Source organism: Salinimicrobium oceani (assembly GCF_012037645.1).
The window spans coordinates 101,090-120,529 of the sequence record NZ_JAAVJR010000003.1 but is presented as its reverse complement, the minus strand read 5'-3'; the positions used below and the strand labels follow the sequence as shown (position 1 = coordinate 120,529).

Here is a 19,440-nt window from a genome sequence, read left to right as displayed (position 1 = left end):
TAAAATCTTCAACTTTTACTGAAAATACTGAGCAGAAAATCTATATAAAACAGGAATTAAATGACGAAATGATCAAATAAGATCATAAGCTTTTGCGAACCTTAGCATTTCATAAGAAGATGAAGTGTTGAGTTTACTTTTGAGAGATTTAAGATGAGAGTTTACAGTGTCTTGGGATACCTTTAATTCATCTGAGATTTGGGCAGCCTTATTCCCGGTTGCCGACAGTGAAAGTACCTCTTTTTCACGCCGACTAAGGCTCGAGAACTTTTCGAGATTTTTCCTGGCAAAATGTTTTTCCTTTAAAAGCTCTTTAGCTCTTTTTATGGTCCATTGATATTCCTCTAATGGCACGGCGAAAGTAATGGTATGTGTTGGAACTCCGCTCCTGGAATGGAACATCTTCATGGAACCTGCATACCAGCGAAAATCCACTTTTATTTTTACTTCATGAAAAAAGGTGAAGGTTTCATCATTTCCTTCTCGTTCGAGCATTTCCTTTAATTGGGCTAAATAACTTTCCATAAAGTCATTGCTCAAAAATTTCTTCGAATAATCGGCCCCTGTTGCCAGAAGAGCTTCCAACTCCATTTCCAGCAGCTCTAATCCATTTCTGGACATATATACAGGTTTAAAACCTTCAATTTCATGGATCACCACTACGCCAGGCATTCGTTCAAGATCTGGAGTCAGATTTTTTATTTTTTCCTCAAGTTTCATTTCCAAAATAATTTTCAGCCTGTTATTTCCAGGCTACTGTAACCCTGTCCGTTTCGGGTGAGCTTGATCTGGGTGGCAATCCGTTCTTTAAGGGAATCCACGTGGCTAATTATGCCTATTGTCTTTGATGATTCAGCCTGAAGCCTTTCCAGGGTGTCCAGAGTTTGATCAAGTGTCTCAGGGTCAAGAGTTCCAAAACCTTCATCGATGAACAAGCTGTTGATCTCTACATTTCGGGAGGCGAGATCACTCAAAGCTAAGGCCATTGAAAGGCTTAAAAGGAAGGTTTCTCCCCCCGATAAGGTTTTGACAGATCGGCGTTGTCCACCCATATGTTCATCTATAGCTACAAGGCTGTCATCTTCTGCTTCCTCTGGTTTATCGATCCTGTACCTGTCGCTCAGGTCCTTTAATCTTCGGTTTGCCAAAACAAGTAGTTGTGAGAGACTAAGGTCCTGTGCGAAATCGTTGAATTTTTTTCCCTTAGCATCTCCTATGAGATGGTTAAGTAACTCCCAGCGTCTAATTTTTGTTTTAGCTCCCTCCAGTTCACGCTCAATGGCAGCAATTCTGGACCTCCTTTCGGTGTCATTTCTCTGCTTCCGCCTCAGCTCTTCACACTCCTCGAATCGCTGTTTGAGTTGATCCCGTTTCTCCTTAAGCCGGGTTGAGAGCTGCTCAATATTCTCATCAACATCCCGCTCCTTGAGTACTTGCAGTTGTGCATTAAGAGTTTTTATCGATGCCTCAATTTGCTCTTTTTGAGAAGTAAATTCCTCCCTTTGTTTACGTCTTTCAGAATAAACTCTTTCCGGCATTAGCCTTTGCAGTGCTTCGTGGATTTCATTACAGTCAACTGCAGCGATCTTTGGTGCAAGTGATGCTTCGGCAGTCTTTAAATCTGTTGACCTTGTCTCAAGCTTTTTTTGTAGTTCATCAGTCTGTTGTAAAAGCGTAATTTTCTTATGTTCCAGCCCTCGCCATAAGTTCTGCAGCTCCAGGCAGTCGGTCTCAATGTCCTGTCCCGAATAATGTGCATCCAGCTCTTCCTTGATCTCCCGCCCCTTTAGCGTAACCTCTTTTAATTCCTTAATTAGAGGCAGGCCTGCATGTATGGCGTGGAGCTTCCTTTTCTCTTTTTCGTAAGCCTCCAGGACTTGCATTTTTTCCTCTCTGGACTCACAAAAGCTTTCCCAGTTTTCTTCGGAAGGATTGAGGTTGGAAAATTCCTTCTGAAAATGCCCTTTTTGAAGCCGCAGGGAATCCTCTTTTTCCTTCACTTGCTTCTGAAGTTCTGTAAGCCTGCTATTGTGATGTGCAAGTGTGGTTTTTTTCTTGGTGATTTCCTTCTCCAGGCTCTGCAGCTCTTCCTGAACAGACAAGATCTCCACCTGCAGCTCATTATTTACGGGTGGAAGATCTGTAGCATAAGGATGTTCTTTACTTCCGCAAAGCGGACAGGGCTCTCCGGTGATGAGCTGATGTCTTTGCTTTTCGAAACTGGCTTTGAGAACTTCCAGTTCCCGCTGCAGCTGAAGATTTTTTAAACGCTCCTTCAACACCGCCGCTCTGGATGAATCCAGTTCGATTTTCTGCGGAAGTTTTTCCACTTCCGGAAGCAGCGCCTGAATTTCCTGTTTGCAATTAGGCAATTCTGCAGCAAGTTGCTCCATGCTCAGCCATTTCTGTTGTGCCCGTCTTCCCAGCTGCACCACTTGTCGAAGCCTGTTTTTTTCCTCTTCAGGCTGGTGAAGATCAATATCTTTTAATTTGCCTTCCAGCTCTTTGAGGGCTTCTTCTCCTGAGGCTGCCAGCTCCCTGAGTTTTTCTTCATCCTTTTCCAGATTTCCGTTGAGGCGAAAGCTAAGTTCTCTGACTTCCGAATGAAATTTCTCCTGAAGATGCCTGTATGCACTCAGTTTTTCATCTCTTTGCTGTTGAAGTTTACGAACCTTTCTGGAAAATTCCTGCAAACTTTCCTCAATAGATTCTGTACCGGGTTCCTGTTTTAAAAAGCGGTAGATCTTTTCCAGGCAACTGTTCATTGCCTGCAGGTTCTCTTTTTTGTGATTTTCCTGTCTTGTAAGATCTTCATTCAAACCTTTACAGGCCTCATCCAGAATTTGCCATGCCCTTAGATCTTCAGCGAAAAACTGGACCTGCTCGTGTTTCTGTAAGTCTTCCCCAAAATCTTTTTCAAAGGCTTCCAGTTTTTCTTGAGCTGCCTGTTTTAATTTTTCCTGTGCCTGGACCTGGTTGATTTGTTCTTCAATGTTCTTTTTTAGAAGGATCTGTCGGTCGAGGCCTTCAATGGCTTTTTCAAGGGGACCGCAGGCGGCAGTTTTCGTTTCAAGGGCTGAATTCAATTCCCGCAGCGCTTCCTCCTCTAAAAGGTCTTTTTGAAGCAGGTTTATTTCTCTCTGTTGATCTTCAATTTCAGCATTTACTGCTTTGAATTTCTGAAAAGCCTTAATTCCCACCTGTCGGTAAATACCGGTACCTGTAATTTTCTCAAGAAGTTCTCCTCGTTCGTCCTTGCGAGCTTTTAAAAATTGGGCAAAATCGCCCTGGGCCAGCAGTACAGATTTTATGAACTGGTTGTAGTTAAGACCTATTAACTCCTCATTTTTGGAAGGAATATCAGACTTTTTATAATCTAATGGTTTTTTTGTGGTTAGATCAAAAAGGAACATTTCATAATCGCGCAGATTGTTATTCCTGTTGGTACTTATTCTCCATTCTGAAGCAAAAACGCCCGATTTAGCTGCATAGGTTACTTTTGCAAATGCTTCCTTTTGATTCCGCGTTAAGAGGGCACCTTTACTAATGATGTCATTCTTACTTATTTTCCCCAACCGGGGCACCATATTAAAAAGTGCCAGGGAGATTACATCAAGAATGCTGCTTTTTCCGCTTCCAGTCGGCCCCGTGATCGCGAATAGTGCGCTTCCAGTAAAAGGCGCCTTCTCAAAGTTGATCTCATGCTTTCCTTTTAAGGAATTTATGTTTTCAAATTCTATTTTTAAGATCTTCATTTCAGGATATCTTCTTTTCCTTGTAATTCTTCAAGCAGTTCATCAAAAGCAGAGACGATCTCCTGCCGGGTCTCTGCATCATACTCATGATTCTTTATAAGCTCTAGAAATACCTCTTTTGGCTGCAGGTCTTGAAGCTGTTGATCTGGTTTAAAAGCCTGCCCCGCTCCCTGTAACCTGTTCCTGAAGGTTGCCCTGTGCTTTACAATGCGGTAACCATCTCTTTGAAAATTACTTACCAGTTCATCAAGTGCGAACAATTTAAGCGCATCATACTGCTCTTCCACCAGCTCTACCTCAATAAGACTTTCCAGTTCTCTTTGGTCTTCCAGGTTTATCAGTTTGTCCTGTAGTTGTTCAAGGCTTCCAGCTATTTTTACCAGAGACCGAAAAGCAGGAACAGCAATACTACGAGGTTCCCAGCCTACTTCGGTATCGATCAAGAGCACCCTTTTTTCATCTTTCCGTTCGCTGAATGAAAGGGGCAGGGGAGACCCACTGTAAAAAGTGGGAACAGCCGCTGTTACTCTTTGGGGTTTATGAATATGGCCTAAGGCGATATAATTATAGTGAGAACCAAAGCGGGAAGCTTCAAAAGCTGCGAGATTACCAATCTGGATCTCTCTTTCGCTTTCAGAGGTTTCTATGCCTGCGGTAAAAAGATGCCCCATAGCAATAACCGGAACTCCTGGATATTTAGAGGCACAGATCTCTGAGGTGTCAAAAAAGGTATTTTGAATTCCCTTTTTTAGAACTTCCAGTCTGTCCTCATAGGTTTCTCCATCATCTTCCTTGCGCAGATCTGCGTCCCGTAAAAATGGGATTGCAGCAACTGCGAGAGCTGTTTCTCCAAGTTTCCCTGTTACAGGTATTACAACATCTTCAAGATTTTCGGGCAGCCCTCCCAGAATATGAATATCCAGTTCGCGCAAGACCTCCTTTGGCGCATTGAGCATTGCAGGTGAGTCGTGATTGCCACCGGTAATAATGATCTTGCAGTCATATTTCCTTAACTTCATTAAAGCACGATAATATTGTGCCCGGGCTTCTGAAGACGGATTTGCAAGATCGAAAACATCTCCCGACACCAGTAATAATTGCACTCTTTCCTGTTCCAGAACTTTGCACAGCCATGAAATAAACAGGTCAAAGTCTGCTGAAAGTTCTGTTTTATGAAGTTTTTTCCCAATATGCCAGTCTGCAGTATGCAGGATCTTCATGAGCAATATCTTTTTTAGTAGTTTCCGAAGGTAACGGAAACAAAATTCTGGTGCAAAGGTAAAAGATAGGACGTCATTAGTTGACGCTACAAAGAAGAGTCTGTCTAAAAACTTCTTCTTTCTTCAGGCTGAACATGTTTCAGCTTAAATTGAATTGTGATTTTCACCTGACCAGGGCCCTGAAATAATTCCAAGAAGACGATTTACATACTCTTTTGGCAATTGTATTTCACTAAAAGAAAGATGCGTTTTAGTTGTTCTCTAGTTTATTCCTGATCTTTTCAATAGCAGATTCGATGGATTCATCGGGTTCAATGATGTTGTTTTCTCCCCAGAAAGCCACATCGCGGAATCCAGAGACATCATCATTCATAATGACTCGTCTATTGAGAAAGCTGTCATCTTTGATTGTCCTGCTTTCAGTATTGATCTTCCAGTCGGTTACTGCAAGTTCGCTGTTCACTCTGTACCTGGAATTGAAAAGTTTTCGCCTCCAGTTGACTACAAATTCCAGTTCTGTATGACCATACCCAAAGTACCAGCGGCCATTATTTTGTCTATAGGTGATATCGTAATTTACTTCTACAGGATATACCTTCGTGCCGCCTGGCTTCTTTTTCACAAAAAGATTGGTAGCAGCCGACCGGTTATCCACATTGAGGTTAAAGGTCGCTTTTACAAGGGTAAAAGTTTCTGCATCTATGAAGAGTTTTCCGAAATACCAGGGCAATTCTTTCCCGAGCTCCTCGAAATTGACCACATACAAATATTGATCATCGATTTTAGTGGGGGGATCAAAACTGAATCTGAAGTTTGACAGATCCTTCTCATTGAAGATATGAGTGGGATTTTTCATGATATCGAGACTAAGAGGGTTGTATGGGCCTCCTCTTAACTTTAAAGCTAAAGTATCCAGGCGATCATAATCGGCAGTCTTTCTGGCTTTCACTAAAGAAATATCATCGTCTGCATTGGAATCATAAGGTTGTTTGTGAATTTTCACAACCGCTTCAGACAAGGAAACATTCTTGCGGCCTCTTTTGATAGACTCCCGGTAAAACCCGGTCATGGTGGTACGGTCTGTAAAATAATTCGATGCGCGATTCTTGAGCATGTTCTTTACAAGCGCTTCTGGATCTGTATAGTTAAAGATGGCAACTTCATCAAGTTGTTCCATTGATTCCTGAAGTTCTATCACCACAGGGCTCTGCTCAAAAAACTGGAGCGGAAGTTCCCGGCTCAAATAACCCAGATGAGAAACCGAAATGCTTACATTTTCCAGGCTTTTTGGAACCTTTAATGAAAATTCTCCGTCTGTATTGGTCACAGTGGAAACATTGGTATTTTGGACCGAAAGATAGGCTGAGGTCAGAGGAGTTTGATTTTTGCTATTCACCACTTTTCCTTTGTACTCTGTAAAATTTGCAGATACGGGTTGTTGAAACATGGCCGGAGCTGTGGTCGAAAAGGTCGAGAATAAAAACAGGACCAACAGGTTCCTGAGGTAAGGTGATAAGGAATTTTTCATGGCTCAGGTATTTGTGGAAATATCTACTTCCTAAGGTACTGAATTTTAAGATATTTTCACAGGTTCTAATAAAATTCTAAGCTTGTTTTTGTAGGACCAGGTCTTGCGGGAGGTGATATTTTTAAAATCTTATTTTGAGGTAGCCCGCAAGGGAGCAGCGGCTACAAAAAGAATTGGGGGTTTTTCCCAGGCCGGTTTTTTTGGCGCCCGATTTTTAAGTCGTAAATTTATATAATTGATAATCATGTAATTATCAAGTTATTAAAAACGAAAGAGGGTGAGAATGCGATCCTTTTAAAGGGGAAGAAGGTTCGTATTTCTTCTCTCTTTCCTATTTATTTTTATTTTCTGATTTTCCTACATTTTTTTCTGTTCCACGTCCCGAGTATTCCTTTATAAATCTCGAAAAGTGATGAGAAGCAGAGATCCCGCAACTCCAGCAACTTCTGAATTCCTACAAGCACAAATGTTACTTAACAGATCATTAACAGTAAAAAATCGAGGATAGGATTAATTTCACGGCCAGAATCAACTTATATCCAAAGCTCTTTAATTTTCTGGTTTCTGTTATTGTAGTTACATGTCGAGCTTCCGTTTGTCATTTGGATAATAGGTAGTCAGTCTTTGATGTTTCCGGGCACTAACAGCCTCTGTTTATATATGAGTAAAAACACCATACAAATTCCGTCCCTACAAGCCGATATTCCGACTAATCCTTCCGTTGCTCGAATTATAGCAATTGGAGCAAGTGCAGGAGGACTCGAAGCCTTAAAAGGTTTCTTTGAACATGTACCTGAGGACTCTAAAAATGCCTATGTTGTTATTCAGCATCTTTCGCCAGACTACAAGAGTATGATGGGAGAATTGCTGGCGCGAAGCACAAGGCTTCCAATTGTGGAGGTCAATGATGGAATGGAGATCTCTCCGGGACATATTTATCTTATTCCACCCATTAACAACCTGGTGATCAAAGATAATCGTCTATATCTTTCAGATAAACCAAAGCATCAAACCCTTAATCTTCCTATTGATATGTTCTTTGAATCCCTGGCCAGGGAGCACAAGGAGAGGGCAATTGGAGTTATTCTCAGTGGAACGGGAAGTGATGGTACCCGGGGCGCTCGTGCCATAAAGGAGAATGATGGAATGATCATGGTGCAGGAGCCAAATGAAGCACAGTTTGACGGAATGCCAAAGAGCGCCATTAACACTGGCCTCGTTGATTATGTGCTACCGGTTAAGGAAATGGGAGAGGAACTGAATAATTTCCTTTCAGCGCCAGCTGTATTTCATTTCAAGGATGGAGATGTAGTTTATGACCAGTCTGAGCTCATGAAGATCCTTAACTACGTTGATGAGAAGACTGGCCTGGATTTTCGGGAGTACAAAAGATCCACACTGGCCCGAAGGGTAGCCCGAAGGGTTAGTGTATGCAAATGCCGGTCTCTAGCAGAGTATTATGGGCATCTCACAAAAACTAAAGGCGAAGTAGATATATTATATCGTGAGTTCCTCATTGGGGTGACCAAATTTTTCAGAGATAGTAAAGTTTGGGAACTGCTTAGAAAAAAAGTCATTCCTCAAATGCTCAAGGAAAGGAATAACGGCGATGTTATTAAGATTTGGGATGTAGCATGTAGTACCGGAGAAGAAGCCTACTCTTTTGCGATGTGCTTCTTTGAAGAAGCCGAAAAGCAAAATAAAGAAATTGAACTCAAGATCTTTGCTACAGACATTGCCGAAAAGCATCTGCAAATAGGAGGAAGAGGAGTTTATCCTGAAAGTATCGCGGCAGATGTGCCGGCAGATTTCCTGGCCAAATATTTTGTGAGCAAGCCTCATAAATATGAGGTGGTCGAAAAACTAAGGAGGGCAGTAATCTTTTCCCGGCACAATGTTATCAAAAATCCGCCCTTTAGTAATATGGACCTGGTTTCCTGTCGTAATTTGCTCATCTATTTTCAACCTGCCATTCAAACCAAGGCGCTAAGTGTTTTGCATTACAGCCTTAAACAGGATGGTATCCTGGTTCTTGGAACCAGCGAAAGTGTAAATTCCCAGCAGAATAATTTTGTGGAGGTAGACAGGAAATGGAAGATCTATCAGAATATCAAACCCAGCAAAAGACTGGAAGCAGGGATAGCCCATGCTCCAACTTCGACCCGCAGGCTGGTTGAAAACAAGTCGCATTACGAACGCACTAGTTTCAAGACAACCGGAAATGCTGTGCATCAAAAATTAACTGCCGAATTCAACGAAACCATCCTCGAAAATTTCAGGGCGGCGAGCGTTTGTGTGGATTCAGATTATAATATTCTTGAAGCACTTGGAGAATTCAGGAAATATGCAAACCTTCCAGTAAATGGTTTTTCTACGAATCTACTGGACATGATGGGAGCAGACCTCAAATATCTCATCCAGAACAGCCTTAAAAAAGCTGGAAAACTTCAGAAGAAGATCTATTGTAAAGATGCTGTTTACACCCATAATGGGGAACAGAAGGGTGTTGATATTATTGTAAAACCACTTCAGCAACAACATCTCGATTCAGACATTAATTTCATGATCACCTTCGTGGAAAAAGAGCTGAATTTAGAGGGAACTGAGACAGTAGATAACGTGACCCTCACCACGAGGACCAAAGAATATGTTTCGAATCTTGAAGAAGAGTTAAAACAGACGAAAGAAGAACTGCAAACTTCGCTTGAGGAGATCGAAACCAGTAATGAAGAACTGCAGGCAGCAAATGAGGAACTTTTAGCTTCTAATGAAGAACTGCAAAGTACCAACGAGGAGCTGCAAAGTGTTAACGAGGAGATCAACACCGTGAACGCAGAAAACCTGCAGAAAATGGATGATCTTGCGGCTCTTAATGCCGATATAAATAACCTGCTCGAAAGTACCCAGATTGGTACTATATTTCTGGATTCCAATCTTAGCATCCGCAAATTCACTCCAGCCATCAAGGAACATTTCAGCTTCCTTAATTCCGATATTGGAAGGCCAATAAGCCATTTTACAGGGAACATAGGAAAGAGTAACCTGGTGGAAAGATGCAAAAAGGTATTGAACACCGGCATTACGCTCGAAAAATCTGTGCGATCCAAAGATGGGGTACATTACCTTAGGAGAATCTCTCCTTACGTTAACTCAAGCCAAAAAGTTAACGGAGTGGTAATCACTTTCATAGATATTGAAAACCTGCAAAAATCCAAAGAAAAGCTGCAGGCAAGTGAAAAGAGGTTCAAGAGCTTTTATGAAGAGGATCCTGTAATGCATATTAGTGTAAATCCACAGAACTACAAGATCCTGCACTGCAACAAAATGACGGTCAAGCAGCTTGGATACAAGACCCGGGAGGAGCTTATTGGAAAATCCATTTATGATCTTTATAGTGAAGAATCACAGGTTGATGCCTTAAGATCTAATAAAGATTTTGCTGAAACCGGAACTCTGGTCAATCTTGAGCAGTCCATTCTCACAAAATCTGGCGAAACCCTGCCCGTAATTCTCAATGCCACTGCCGAAACAGACGAGGACAACAGAGTGATCACCATAAGGTACACCTTTGTTGAAATTAGTGCTTTAAAGAATGCAGAAGACCAGCTTAAAGAGCAGAAAGCAGATCTTGAACGGGCAAATAAGGACCTGGAACAGTTTGTTTCCATTTGCTCTCACGATTTGCAGGAGCCACTTTCAACAATAAAGTTTGGAATTGACATTTTAGGCAAGATCTATGCACCCAAATTAGATGAAAAGGGGCAGAGTTACGTGAACTATATCAAGCAGGCATCCACCCGACTTTCTGAGCAGATAAGAGCCCTGCTGGAACACTCCAGGATAGGCAGGAATGGAGAAAAGAAACTGGTAAAGACCAGAGAGGTAGTAGAGGTGGTGAAATATGATCTTGGCAAGAGAATTAAGGATACCAATGCCAGGATCCATGTTGGAGATCTGCCAGAGATCATGGGATATGAAATTGAAATGAGGCTGCTTTTTCAGAACCTTATCTCGAATGCCATAAAATATACGCCGGCAGAGAGAAATCCGGAAGTAAGGATCTCTGCTTATCGCGAGGGAGAATTCTGGGTATTCTCTGTAGTTGACAATGGCATTGGAATTGCTAAGGAGGACCAGGACAGGATCTTTACTATTTTTAACAGGGTGAAGAAACATGATGATCATGAGGGAACGGGTGTTGGACTTGCCCATGTGGAAAAGATCGTGCAGTTGCATAATGGTAGTCTCTGGGTCGATTCACAGGAAGGAGTGGGCAGCTCCTTTTATTTCAAAATAAAAGCATAGATGCCTGCCGGGCCTTCTACTTATCCAGATCAGGTGAATCTGGACAATTGCGCCAAAGAACCTATCCATATTATAGGTAAGACTCAGGCTCACGGAGTGTTGATCGTATGCGATCCTTCAACCTTGAAAATTACCCAGGCCGGTGAAAATTCAGAAGAATTCTTTGGCCTTTCTGCGGCACAGCTTTTAGGCCAGGAGCTCGAGCAATTGATTGGTGAGGATAGTGCTGTAGACCTAAAGGATCGTATCAGTAAGGAAGATCCCAATCTTAGCCTGGAAGTAAACGTGAAGCAAAGGCAGTTTCTAATGTTGCCACATTTGTCTCATGGACATCTCATCCTTGACTTTGAACCCCAGGATAAACAGCAGCGTCCTTACGATTTTCAGAAGCAGCTCACCTCCATACTCAATAGTTTTACTGCAGCGAGAACCGTCGAGGAACTCTGTGATTCTGCCGCTGTCATCACCAAAGAGATGTATGGTTATCACCGGGTGATGATCTACAGGTTTGATGAAGATTGGAACGGGGAGGTAATTGCTGAACAGAAGGAGGAGGGCATGGAATCCTGGCTGGGCTTGCACTATCCAGCTACCGATATTCCTGAACAATCACGCCGGCTTTTCCTGAAACACAGAGTGCGTGTAATTACTGATGTTAATTATACGCCTGTTCCTATAATTCCTGAAATCTCACCTGTTACCGGAGAACCACTGGATATTTCAAGATCTACGCTCAGAGCTGTTTCCCCTATCCACATCGAATACCTCAAGAACATGGAGGTGGGAGCATCTCTGTCTGCAGCAATTGTGGTAAAAGGAAAGTTATGGGGGCTTATCGCCTGCCATCACAAATCGAGAAAATATCTTGATCATGAACAAAGGGAACACTGTCGTTTCTTAACGAGGATACTTTCCAACGAGCTAACGCTTCATGTAACTAAAAACGAGATAAGTAATTTTGAGCTTTCAGAAAATATAAGGAGGCAGCTGGTAGTACAAATGAAGTATCACAAAGACCTTTTTAAGGCTCTCAATGGTGATACGGTTAAATTCACAGAGCTAATCTCCTGTGGTGGTGGCGCAATGTTCTTTAAGGGGAGATGGGAAAGAAGCGGAAACGCCCCATCAAAAGAGCAACTGGAGAACCTCCTGAACAATTTTATAAAACCACAGTCAAAAAGCCTCTTTTTGACACGAAACCTTTCTTCACTTTTTCCTGAAGCAGATGCGTACAAATCAAAGGCTTCGGGCCTCTTGAGCCTAAAAATTGCCGATAATAAATACATTTTCTGGTTTAAACCCGAGGTAGTGCAGATAGTGAACTGGGGAGGAAATCCTGAACAAAAGGCCTTCTATAATGAGAAGGAAAAAAGAATTAGCCCAAGAAAATCCTTTAAGAAGTGGAGTGAAAAATTAACCGGCACTTCTGAACCATGGCGGGACATGGATAAGAATATTGCGAGATCTCTCCGTGAGAACGTGAGCCACTTTGTGCTGGCGCAACAGCGGGAGGAAATTACAGCCTTGAACAAAAAACTGGTCGAAGCCAACAAAGAGCTTGAATTGTTTAGTTATGGATTATCTCACGATTTAAGGGCGCCAATAAGGGGGATGGAGGGCTTCTTAAATATTCTGGAAGAAGACCATGGCCAGGAGCTGAGTGAAGAGGGAATCAAGATGTTGCGTATGTCGAGAGAGCTTACCGAAAAAATGAATGATCTCATCGATAACATCCTCGAATATTCCCGCTTGAGCCATACCGAAGGCATTGATGCCAAAGAGGTTGACGTCAGTGAACTGCTGCAGGAGGTGTTACAATTGTTTAATGTGACCAAAAGTTATCCGGCTGCGACTATTGAGATCGAGGACGAAATTCCGGAGATGTATGGTGACCGCCGAATGCTTTTTCAGCTTTGGGCGAACCTGCTTAATAACGCACTCAAATATTCAGCCACGGTTGAAGAGCCTAAACTAGCAATAGGAGTTAAGGAAATAGAAGACAGACAGGTCTATTTCGTAAAAGATAATGGCATTGGAATAGCACCAGAATTCAGAAAGAAAATATTCGAAACTTTCCAAAGAGCTGTAGGTAGTAAGTTTAAAGGCTCTGGGATAGGGCTTGCAATTGTTAAGAAGATCGTGGAAAAGCATAATGGTGAAGTTTGGGTAGAAAGTTCTCCTGGAAAAGGATCTGAATTTTATTTCTATCTTGACCTCCCAAAAAAGAAGTTGGAGGAGACAATATGATTACAATTCCGTTGAGGATTTTACTGGTAGAAGACAATGAGGCAGATGTTATGATCACGCGGCGTTGTATTAAGAAGCTGGTGCAGGCACCGGTCATTGAGGTGGTTGAAGATCTTTCTTCTGCCAGGCATCAGCTGGTCAATTTCGTCCCCGATCTGGTGATCTCAGATTATAACCTGCCAACCTGCACAGGGCTTGACGTGCTGGAACTGGTGAAGAAAAAAGATCCTGCCCTGCCGCTCATATTTCTCACGGGTACAGTTCATGATGAAGAGCTGGCTGCCGATACGATTCTAGCCGGGGCTTCTGGCTATATTCTGAAAAAGCACATGAACAATCTTGAGGAAAAACTGAAACCCCTGCTCAAAAAAGTGGTGTTTAATATGGTATCCAGGGATGAGGTAAGGGAGAGACTTAGAAAAAACAAGATCGCTATTAACCAGATCTACGACTATTTGGACAGCCTGAAGGCAGATAACCAGGAGCAGAAGCAAAACCTGGGAAAGATCAAGGAAACAATCAGAATTTTTAAAGAGGAGCAGGATGGAGATGATACAAAGGCTTAAGGAGGAAACGCGAGAACTTCATGAACAGGTAGAAGGCCAGAATCTGGCGAAGTTGATCATGAACCACAGTATGGATCTTGAGACCTATAAATTACTGCTGCTGCAAAATTTTATTGCCTATAGAGCTACAGAAACCGAAATAAAAAAACATTTGCCTCAGTTTAAGGGAGAGAAGCATCAGCAATTAGCCCTTGACCTGTCCCCCTTAAAAATCTCTTCTGAAATACCTTCTGAAAATGACATTTTTGAGTGCCGTTCTACAGCCGAAGCTCTTGGGGCTGCTTATGTAGTTGAAGGCTCTGCTTTAGGTGGAATGGTGATCGCAAAGCACATTCCATCCTGTGACGGATTAAAGGATATTGACCCGCCTCATTTCTTTAGCGGAAGTAAATCTAACCTGGAAGACTGGAAGAATTTCAAAATAACCCTGGAGCAGTATCCATTCACCGAAATCGAGAAAGTACAGGCCATTTCGAAAGCTAAGGAAACCTTCCTGTTCTTTGAGCGAGTCTTTAACAGGGAACTGGCTTTAGGCTAATTTTAAATACCGCTTTCAAAGACCATTGAAATCAGCCTTGGGATATTTTCCTCTCTTGGCTGATCAAAGTGTTCATTAAGATCGAGCAGGTTAAATTTATGTGCTTTTGCAGCGGTAAGAAAGTCTGAAATGTGATGCACAAAAGCTTCAGGCGTGTGTAAACCAGCTTCGGTTTCAAATCTCGCCCTGCTGCCCGAATATTGTTTCCCCGGGTGCAACTCACAAATGTAGAACTTTCCGTTTCGTTTTAGTGCCCTGGCAGCTTCAGCAAAGATAAAATCGAGATCTTCAATATGCTCCAGCACCAAACTACAGGTAATTAGATTTGCCCATCCAGGTTTAACTGGCCAGTCCAGTCTCAGATCGGCTTCAGTGAAGGTAACATTTTCTGCAGTGATCTTTTTCCGGGCCTTTTCGATCATCTTCGGTGAGAAATCAATGGCAGTGACATAATCAGCTTTTTCTGAAAGCCAGCCGGTATTCTTACCAGTACCACAGCCTAGTTCCAGAATATTACCGTAATGCGGATTCAAAAATGTCTTTCGAAGAACCTCTCCTTCGAGATCTCGGGTCTTATTGCTCATGGCATCATAAGAATTAGCCCAGGTATTATATGAGTCGCTGGTGTTCATATGTCAATCTTTCGTATCCAGTTTTTGGCTTCATCCCTTTCGCTGCTATCAAAGAATTGAATTTCTGCTCCTGTAAAAGGTTTCATGAGTTTTGTCAATTGCTTTTCCCATTCCATATTGCCTACCATTGCAATTCTTTCAAGATGTTCATTGTTGCTGAAATCAAATTTTAGATCCCGCCACATGGCACTAAGGCTCCATCCTTCAAAGGCTCTCATTTCAAAGTACCATCTTATTTTTCCAAACGCGCGTATCTTCTCCTCTAACAAAGGAATTAAGCGGTCATAGTCTTCATCTGTGAGTTTATCTTCGGCAATGGTAAAAATGATATTTTGTTCCAGGTGGATAGAGAGCATAATTGTTTTTGACAATTTCGAAAGAAAAGTAGATTCTGCCAATAGTTTTGCCAATGGCAGCGGTTAAGCTCTTGTTAATTCTGTGCCTAATTAATGTTAATTCGAAACTACTTTCAGAAGTAGAAAAGAATCTCCGAATTTCCCTTTTTTGAAGCCCTATTTTTATGATTAATTTAAATCTCCTTTTTTATTAGCTTTCTTATATTGGTGAAAATCAGATAAATAAGTAAGACTATGGAAGACGGAAAAAATAAAACAGTATTGATCACGGGATTTTCAAGTGGAATTGGAAAGGCATTGTCACATCAGTTTGCCCGGGATGGATTTGATATCATTGGAGTTGCCCGAGATAAGTCAAAGATGGAGGCTACAACCAAGGAATTGCAGCAGCAATATGGAATTGAAGTCCAGATCATTCAAAAGGACCTGGCACAGGATGGGGCAGCAAAAGAAGTTTACGAAGAAGCTAAGGCTTTTGGGAAACCCATACACATTTTGGTAAACGATGCTGGGGTGGGGCAACATGGGAAATTCGTTGATATTCCCTATGAACGCTATGCACATCTCATTCACCTGAATATTATTTCTCTCACTCACCTTACCCGCTTGTTTCTGAAAGATATGGTAGAACGGGATCATGGAAAAGTTCTCAACCTTGGGTCTGTAGCAGGATTTCAACCCGGCCCACTGCTGGCAGTATATCATGCTACCAAAGCCTATGTGGTATCACTCTCTGAAGCACTGGCTACAGAACTCGAGGAGATGGAGAGCAAGGTAACTGTTACCTGCCTTTGTCCCGGTCCCACAGATACAGATTTCTTTACTCGTGCCGATATGGAAGAAACAAACGTAGTACATCACAAGGATAAATTAATGATGCCTCCCGAAGAAGTGGCTGAAGGGGCTTACAAGGCCTTAATGGACGGAGAGAGAATATTTATTCCGGGAACTATGAACAAAATATCTACCTTTATAAGAAGGGTAATTCCGAAAAGTACACAGTCAAAAACCCAGATGAAGTATTACGAACATCACGAAGATTAGGAGAATTAACAAGCATCAGCCGAAAAATTTGAGGAATGGCAATAGATGAAAATTATAAAGCACCTGTCACCACTCGCATAGGACATGTCCATCTCAAGGTTTCGAATCTCGAACAGGCCCTCATGTTCTATAATGGCCTCTTAGGATTTGAGATCACCCAGATGATGGATGAATCTGCTGCCTTTCTCTCGGCTGGCGGCTATCACCATCATATTGGTCTCAACACCTGGCATAGCAAAGGCGCACCCGAAGCCGCGAAAAGCGGGGTCGGCTTGTATCATACTGCTATTGTTTACAAGGAGAGAAAAGAGCTGGCAGAGGTACTTCAAAGGCTAATCGAGGTAGAATATCCCCTCACCGGGGCAGCAGATCACGGAGTTTCCGAAGCTTTATATATGAACGATCCCGATGGGAATGGCGTCGAACTTTACTGGGATCGACCGAAGGATAAATGGCCCAGAAAAAGTGATGGAGCGTTGGATATGTACACCAAAGCTCTTCATTTTGAAGATCTCCTGGCAGAATTAAAGTGATGGACTGCCGGTAGGATAGCCTTTGTCAATCCAGTCTACTTTAATATTTTCCTGTAGATTCAATAGTTGATGATGCTCAAAGCCCATACTGTTCAATAAGTTGAAAGCAGGCCGTACATTAGGACAAATGTCAAAAGGACAGCAGCCACAGTAGATAACAATTTCTGAATCTTTGGGGAGTTTTTCTAATTCAGCGGCCAGTCTTTTTAAAGAATCACTTTCACCTGAAGGTCCGGTGTCCATTGATCCAGGAATAATCCCTCCCGCTCCAAGACTAAAGATGATGAGGCTATCTCCAGCCTCGATTTGATGCGCCAGCTCTACCGGTTGCACAAGTTGCTCTGCCGTCCAGGGTTCTGAAATCGTTTCGTCGGTGGACGAAGCGGACTTATTTTCTAATGTCTTTTCGGGTTGTGCTACCTCTGTCTTTGACGCTTCTTTACAACTGCTTATCAGCAGGACGCAAATAAGGATCCTTGACAACTTAAAAATGTTCATTATTTAGAATTTTGAAGCAAAAATAACCTTTTGCTTCGGAAAAAACATTTTCTTGAGATTCAGAAAGAGAGTTACACCTGAATTAATTTTTTGGCGGGGTGATCATAATATGAGCGCGATGCGTTCCAGGATCCATGATCCAAGGCATTCCCGGGGCAAAAGGTTTTTCAGGAAGCCCTGTCGACTGGGCAGTAGCGTATGGAATATAGATCACGTACCTGAATTGGCCATCTTTTAATTCCCCGGTTTCGAGATTGTAATTTTCTTCAGATCCGGTGAGAATATAGGTCATCGCGGGGGCATCGGGTAATTCGAGTTCACCGGCTTCAGCCTCTTTCCTTCTTATTTCTCTCCTTTCCATCTCGGGTTTACCTTCTTCAGTAAGTGCTCGTCCCCTGGCCATAAAGGGTTCCAGTTTCTTAGAATAACAGGAGACATTAATTCCTTTTTTGTCGGGATCATCGGCGACACATACCAGGTGGTTTGTGCCTTCCCTTAAGACCACCATTTCTCCGGCTTCATTGTAACCGTACACCATCACCCCGGCACGCAAATCCTCTGGTGCAGCCAGGACCGCAGTTCTTATCTGAACCTCTGCCGGCAGCACTTTTTTCTGAGCCAACGCCAGGACTGGAAAAAGCAGAACTAACAGAATAATTGAAGATCTCATAGGTTCAAAAATTAGGGATTACACTAATTAAAGATAAGAAAAAAGCAGCTGAAGCTGCGTTTTTATCTCAACCTTAGAGCGTTAAATATGGTAGATCATTAGAAAATGACCACTGTTAAAAACTATAGACATGAAAAAAAGAAGAGACAGGAACAAGAGTAGTCAAAAAAGCCCTTTTTGGGACCTTAGTCAAAATTGAAGTAATCCCTGGTACTCGTCTGGATCTTCTTGATATCCCGAATATTCTTTCTGATCTTGGCCTCCTGCCGCCGATTATAGATAAAAAGAAGAACCAGGAAAAAGACGGCTATTCCTGCAATTCCCGAAAGGACATATTCCATCATTTTTGAATTTGGTGAGTAAATTTATTTCAAAAAATGATGAGGTGGATGAGGAAAACCGTAATCCTAACCGGTTTTAACAAATTTAATTCCAGTCCAGCAGTCTTTGCTCTCCTTCAATTTCTTTAATATCTGTGATATCCTGAGACATTTCTATAACGCCTTTGTATTGCTGCTGGGCATCTCGTACGGCAAAATAGCGAATATAGATAAGTCGGTTTTTGAAGTTGATCCAAAAGGAAGCTTCATTTTTATTGCCCTTTTTAAATTCTTCCAGGATCCTTAGAACTGTGCCCACACTTTTTGGAGGATGACAAAACTTTACCTCGCGCCCAATAATACCGGCGCTCCTTGGGAAAACGCGCTCTTCCCCACGATTGTAAAAGATCACTTTGTCATTCTCATCAACATATGTAAGGTCCAGCGGCATGGTCTTTAAAAGAAGATTCACCTGTTCTACGGTCATATAACCTTCATCATAATGCGCTGCCTCATCCTTTTTAAAAGTGAGCGGTCGCTGGGTATGATCTTGCGAAGGGGGAATATATCTGGCTTCTTCTTCGGGAAAGGCAGCTGGTGCTTTCGGCATCATCCAGCCTATCTCTTCTTCGCCTTTTCTTACAAGTTTCCAGTCTGCTTCAGAAAGTAAGTTCAGGGCATTCGGGAAAAGCACATTGTCCTCCACAAGCAGAAGCCTGAAAATGCTGCTTACCAGGTATTGCGAATCTCGCTTAATCTCTGGATATTCCTGCACATCAAGCTGTTTCCGAAGTAATCGGAACTGTTCGCGAATGGTATCATGGAAAGACCACATGTTCTTTGACGGTCCCGTCCAGCCTTTTTGCTCCAGCACGGGGAATAGTTGATTTTCCTTGCGCTCAAACCGGCGTTCGATTTCCTGTAGTTGATTGAAGATGTTATAGAATTTTTGAGTTTCCTTTTCAGGATCGGCCTGCAGGAGCTCATTCCCCAGGTTTTGAATTAATTTTTTTTCTTCGGAATAGATGGAGACCGGATGCCCTTTTGGCAAGGCTGATGTAGTTGTCATTTTCAGGAATTTTCAGCAAAATTAAAGGACAACCTGGTCTTGTTTTATGACTGAAATCACCTCTACGGAATTCTGAATAAATTCTGCAATTCCTGAAGCTGTCATAAAAAGGAAAAAAAGAAGAGGTGCCAAAAGTGACATTTTTGGAACCTCTTCCTT

Annotated in this window: 16 protein-coding genes; 6 read left to right on the top strand and 10 right to left on the bottom strand. The window is 42.3% G+C overall.

Annotated features, from left to right (window positions below; genetic code table 11):
- Positions 1-72: 72 nt before the first annotated feature.
- From HC175_RS06290 to HC175_RS06275, 4 genes are all read right to left on the bottom strand, one after another.
- Positions 73-720 (bottom strand): helix-turn-helix transcriptional regulator, encoded by a 648-nt coding sequence (locus HC175_RS06290; RefSeq protein ID WP_168137643.1) that lies wholly within the window; start codon positions 718-720, stop codon positions 73-75.
- 14 nt (positions 721-734) lie between these two features.
- Positions 735-3,755, bottom strand: coding sequence for an SbcC/MukB-like Walker B domain-containing protein (locus HC175_RS06285; RefSeq protein ID WP_168137642.1), 3,021 nt, complete (start codon positions 3,753-3,755; stop codon positions 735-737).
- A complete protein-coding gene (locus HC175_RS06280; protein WP_168137641.1) occupies positions 3,752-4,975 on the bottom strand; it encodes an exonuclease SbcCD subunit D C-terminal domain-containing protein in 1,224 nt (407 codons plus the stop codon). The genes HC175_RS06285 and HC175_RS06280 overlap by 4 nt, the downstream gene beginning before the upstream one ends.
- 250 nt (positions 4,976-5,225) lie before the next feature.
- Entirely contained in the window at positions 5,226-6,503 is a 1,278-nt protein-coding gene (locus HC175_RS06275; protein ID WP_168137640.1) for a carboxypeptidase-like regulatory domain-containing protein, read from the bottom strand.
- Positions 6,504-7,163: 660 nt separating this feature from the next.
- On the opposite strand from HC175_RS06275, the gene HC175_RS06270 reads away from it, so the two are divergent.
- The 4 genes from HC175_RS06270 to HC175_RS06255 are packed head-to-tail and all read left to right on the top strand — an operon-like array spanning position 7,164 to position 14,159.
- The gene (locus tag HC175_RS06270) at positions 7,164-10,808 is read left to right on the top strand and encodes a chemotaxis protein CheB (RefSeq protein ID WP_168137639.1); all 3,645 of its coding nucleotides are present in this window, start codon (positions 7,164-7,166) and stop codon (positions 10,806-10,808) included.
- Positions 10,809-13,055: an ATP-binding protein gene (locus tag HC175_RS06265; protein WP_168137638.1), complete on the top strand. Its 2,247-nt coding sequence runs from the start codon at positions 10,809-10,811 to the stop codon at positions 13,053-13,055.
- Positions 13,052-13,621, top strand: coding sequence for a response regulator (locus tag HC175_RS06260; protein ID WP_168137637.1), 570 nt, complete (start codon positions 13,052-13,054; stop codon positions 13,619-13,621). Before HC175_RS06265 ends, HC175_RS06260 begins: the two co-directional genes overlap by 4 nt.
- On the top strand, positions 13,605-14,159 hold the full coding sequence (locus tag HC175_RS06255) for a biliverdin-producing heme oxygenase (protein WP_209309937.1): 555 nt from the start codon (positions 13,605-13,607) through the stop codon (positions 14,157-14,159). The genes HC175_RS06260 and HC175_RS06255 overlap by 17 nt, the downstream gene beginning before the upstream one ends.
- Before the next feature lie 2 nt (positions 14,160-14,161).
- Here the strand turns inward: HC175_RS06255 and HC175_RS06250 are convergent, their stop codons facing one another.
- Both HC175_RS06250 and HC175_RS06245 read right to left on the bottom strand, forming a co-directional pair.
- Positions 14,162-14,791: a class I SAM-dependent DNA methyltransferase gene (locus tag HC175_RS06250; protein ID WP_168137635.1), complete on the bottom strand. Its 630-nt coding sequence runs from the start codon at positions 14,789-14,791 to the stop codon at positions 14,162-14,164.
- Positions 14,788-15,147 carry a SpoIIAA family protein gene (locus HC175_RS06245; protein ID WP_168137634.1) on the bottom strand — a complete coding sequence of 120 codons (360 nt, stop codon included), beginning with the start codon at positions 15,145-15,147 and terminating at the stop codon, positions 14,788-14,790. The genes HC175_RS06250 and HC175_RS06245 overlap by 4 nt, the downstream gene beginning before the upstream one ends.
- A 234-nt stretch (positions 15,148-15,381) precedes the next feature.
- On the opposite strand from HC175_RS06245, the gene HC175_RS06240 reads away from it, so the two are divergent.
- Entirely contained in the window at positions 15,382-16,191 is an 810-nt protein-coding gene (locus HC175_RS06240; RefSeq protein ID WP_168137633.1) for an SDR family NAD(P)-dependent oxidoreductase, read from the top strand.
- 35 nt (positions 16,192-16,226) lie between these two features.
- Positions 16,227-16,724 (top strand): VOC family protein, encoded by a 498-nt coding sequence (locus HC175_RS06235; RefSeq protein WP_168137632.1) that lies wholly within the window; start codon positions 16,227-16,229, stop codon positions 16,722-16,724.
- Here the strand turns inward: HC175_RS06235 and HC175_RS06230 are convergent.
- From HC175_RS06230 to HC175_RS06215, 4 genes are all read right to left on the bottom strand, one after another.
- Positions 16,716-17,222, bottom strand: a complete 507-nt coding sequence (locus tag HC175_RS06230; protein ID WP_168137631.1) for a rhodanese-like domain-containing protein — start codon at positions 17,220-17,222, stop codon at positions 16,716-16,718. The two genes, HC175_RS06235 and HC175_RS06230, sit on opposite strands and share 9 nt — an antisense overlap.
- An 82-nt stretch (positions 17,223-17,304) precedes the next feature.
- Complete coding sequence (locus HC175_RS06225; protein WP_168137630.1) at positions 17,305-17,892, bottom strand: hypothetical protein; 588 nt, start codon at positions 17,890-17,892, stop codon at positions 17,305-17,307.
- Between the two features lie 185 nt (positions 17,893-18,077).
- Positions 18,078-18,236 (bottom strand): hypothetical protein, encoded by a 159-nt coding sequence (locus HC175_RS06220; RefSeq protein WP_168137629.1) that lies wholly within the window; start codon positions 18,234-18,236, stop codon positions 18,078-18,080.
- An 82-nt stretch (positions 18,237-18,318) separates the two neighbouring features.
- On the bottom strand, positions 18,319-19,281 hold the full coding sequence (locus HC175_RS06215) for a DUF438 domain-containing protein (protein ID WP_168137628.1): 963 nt from the start codon (positions 19,279-19,281) through the stop codon (positions 18,319-18,321).
- Between the last annotated feature and the right edge of the window lie 159 nt (positions 19,282-19,440).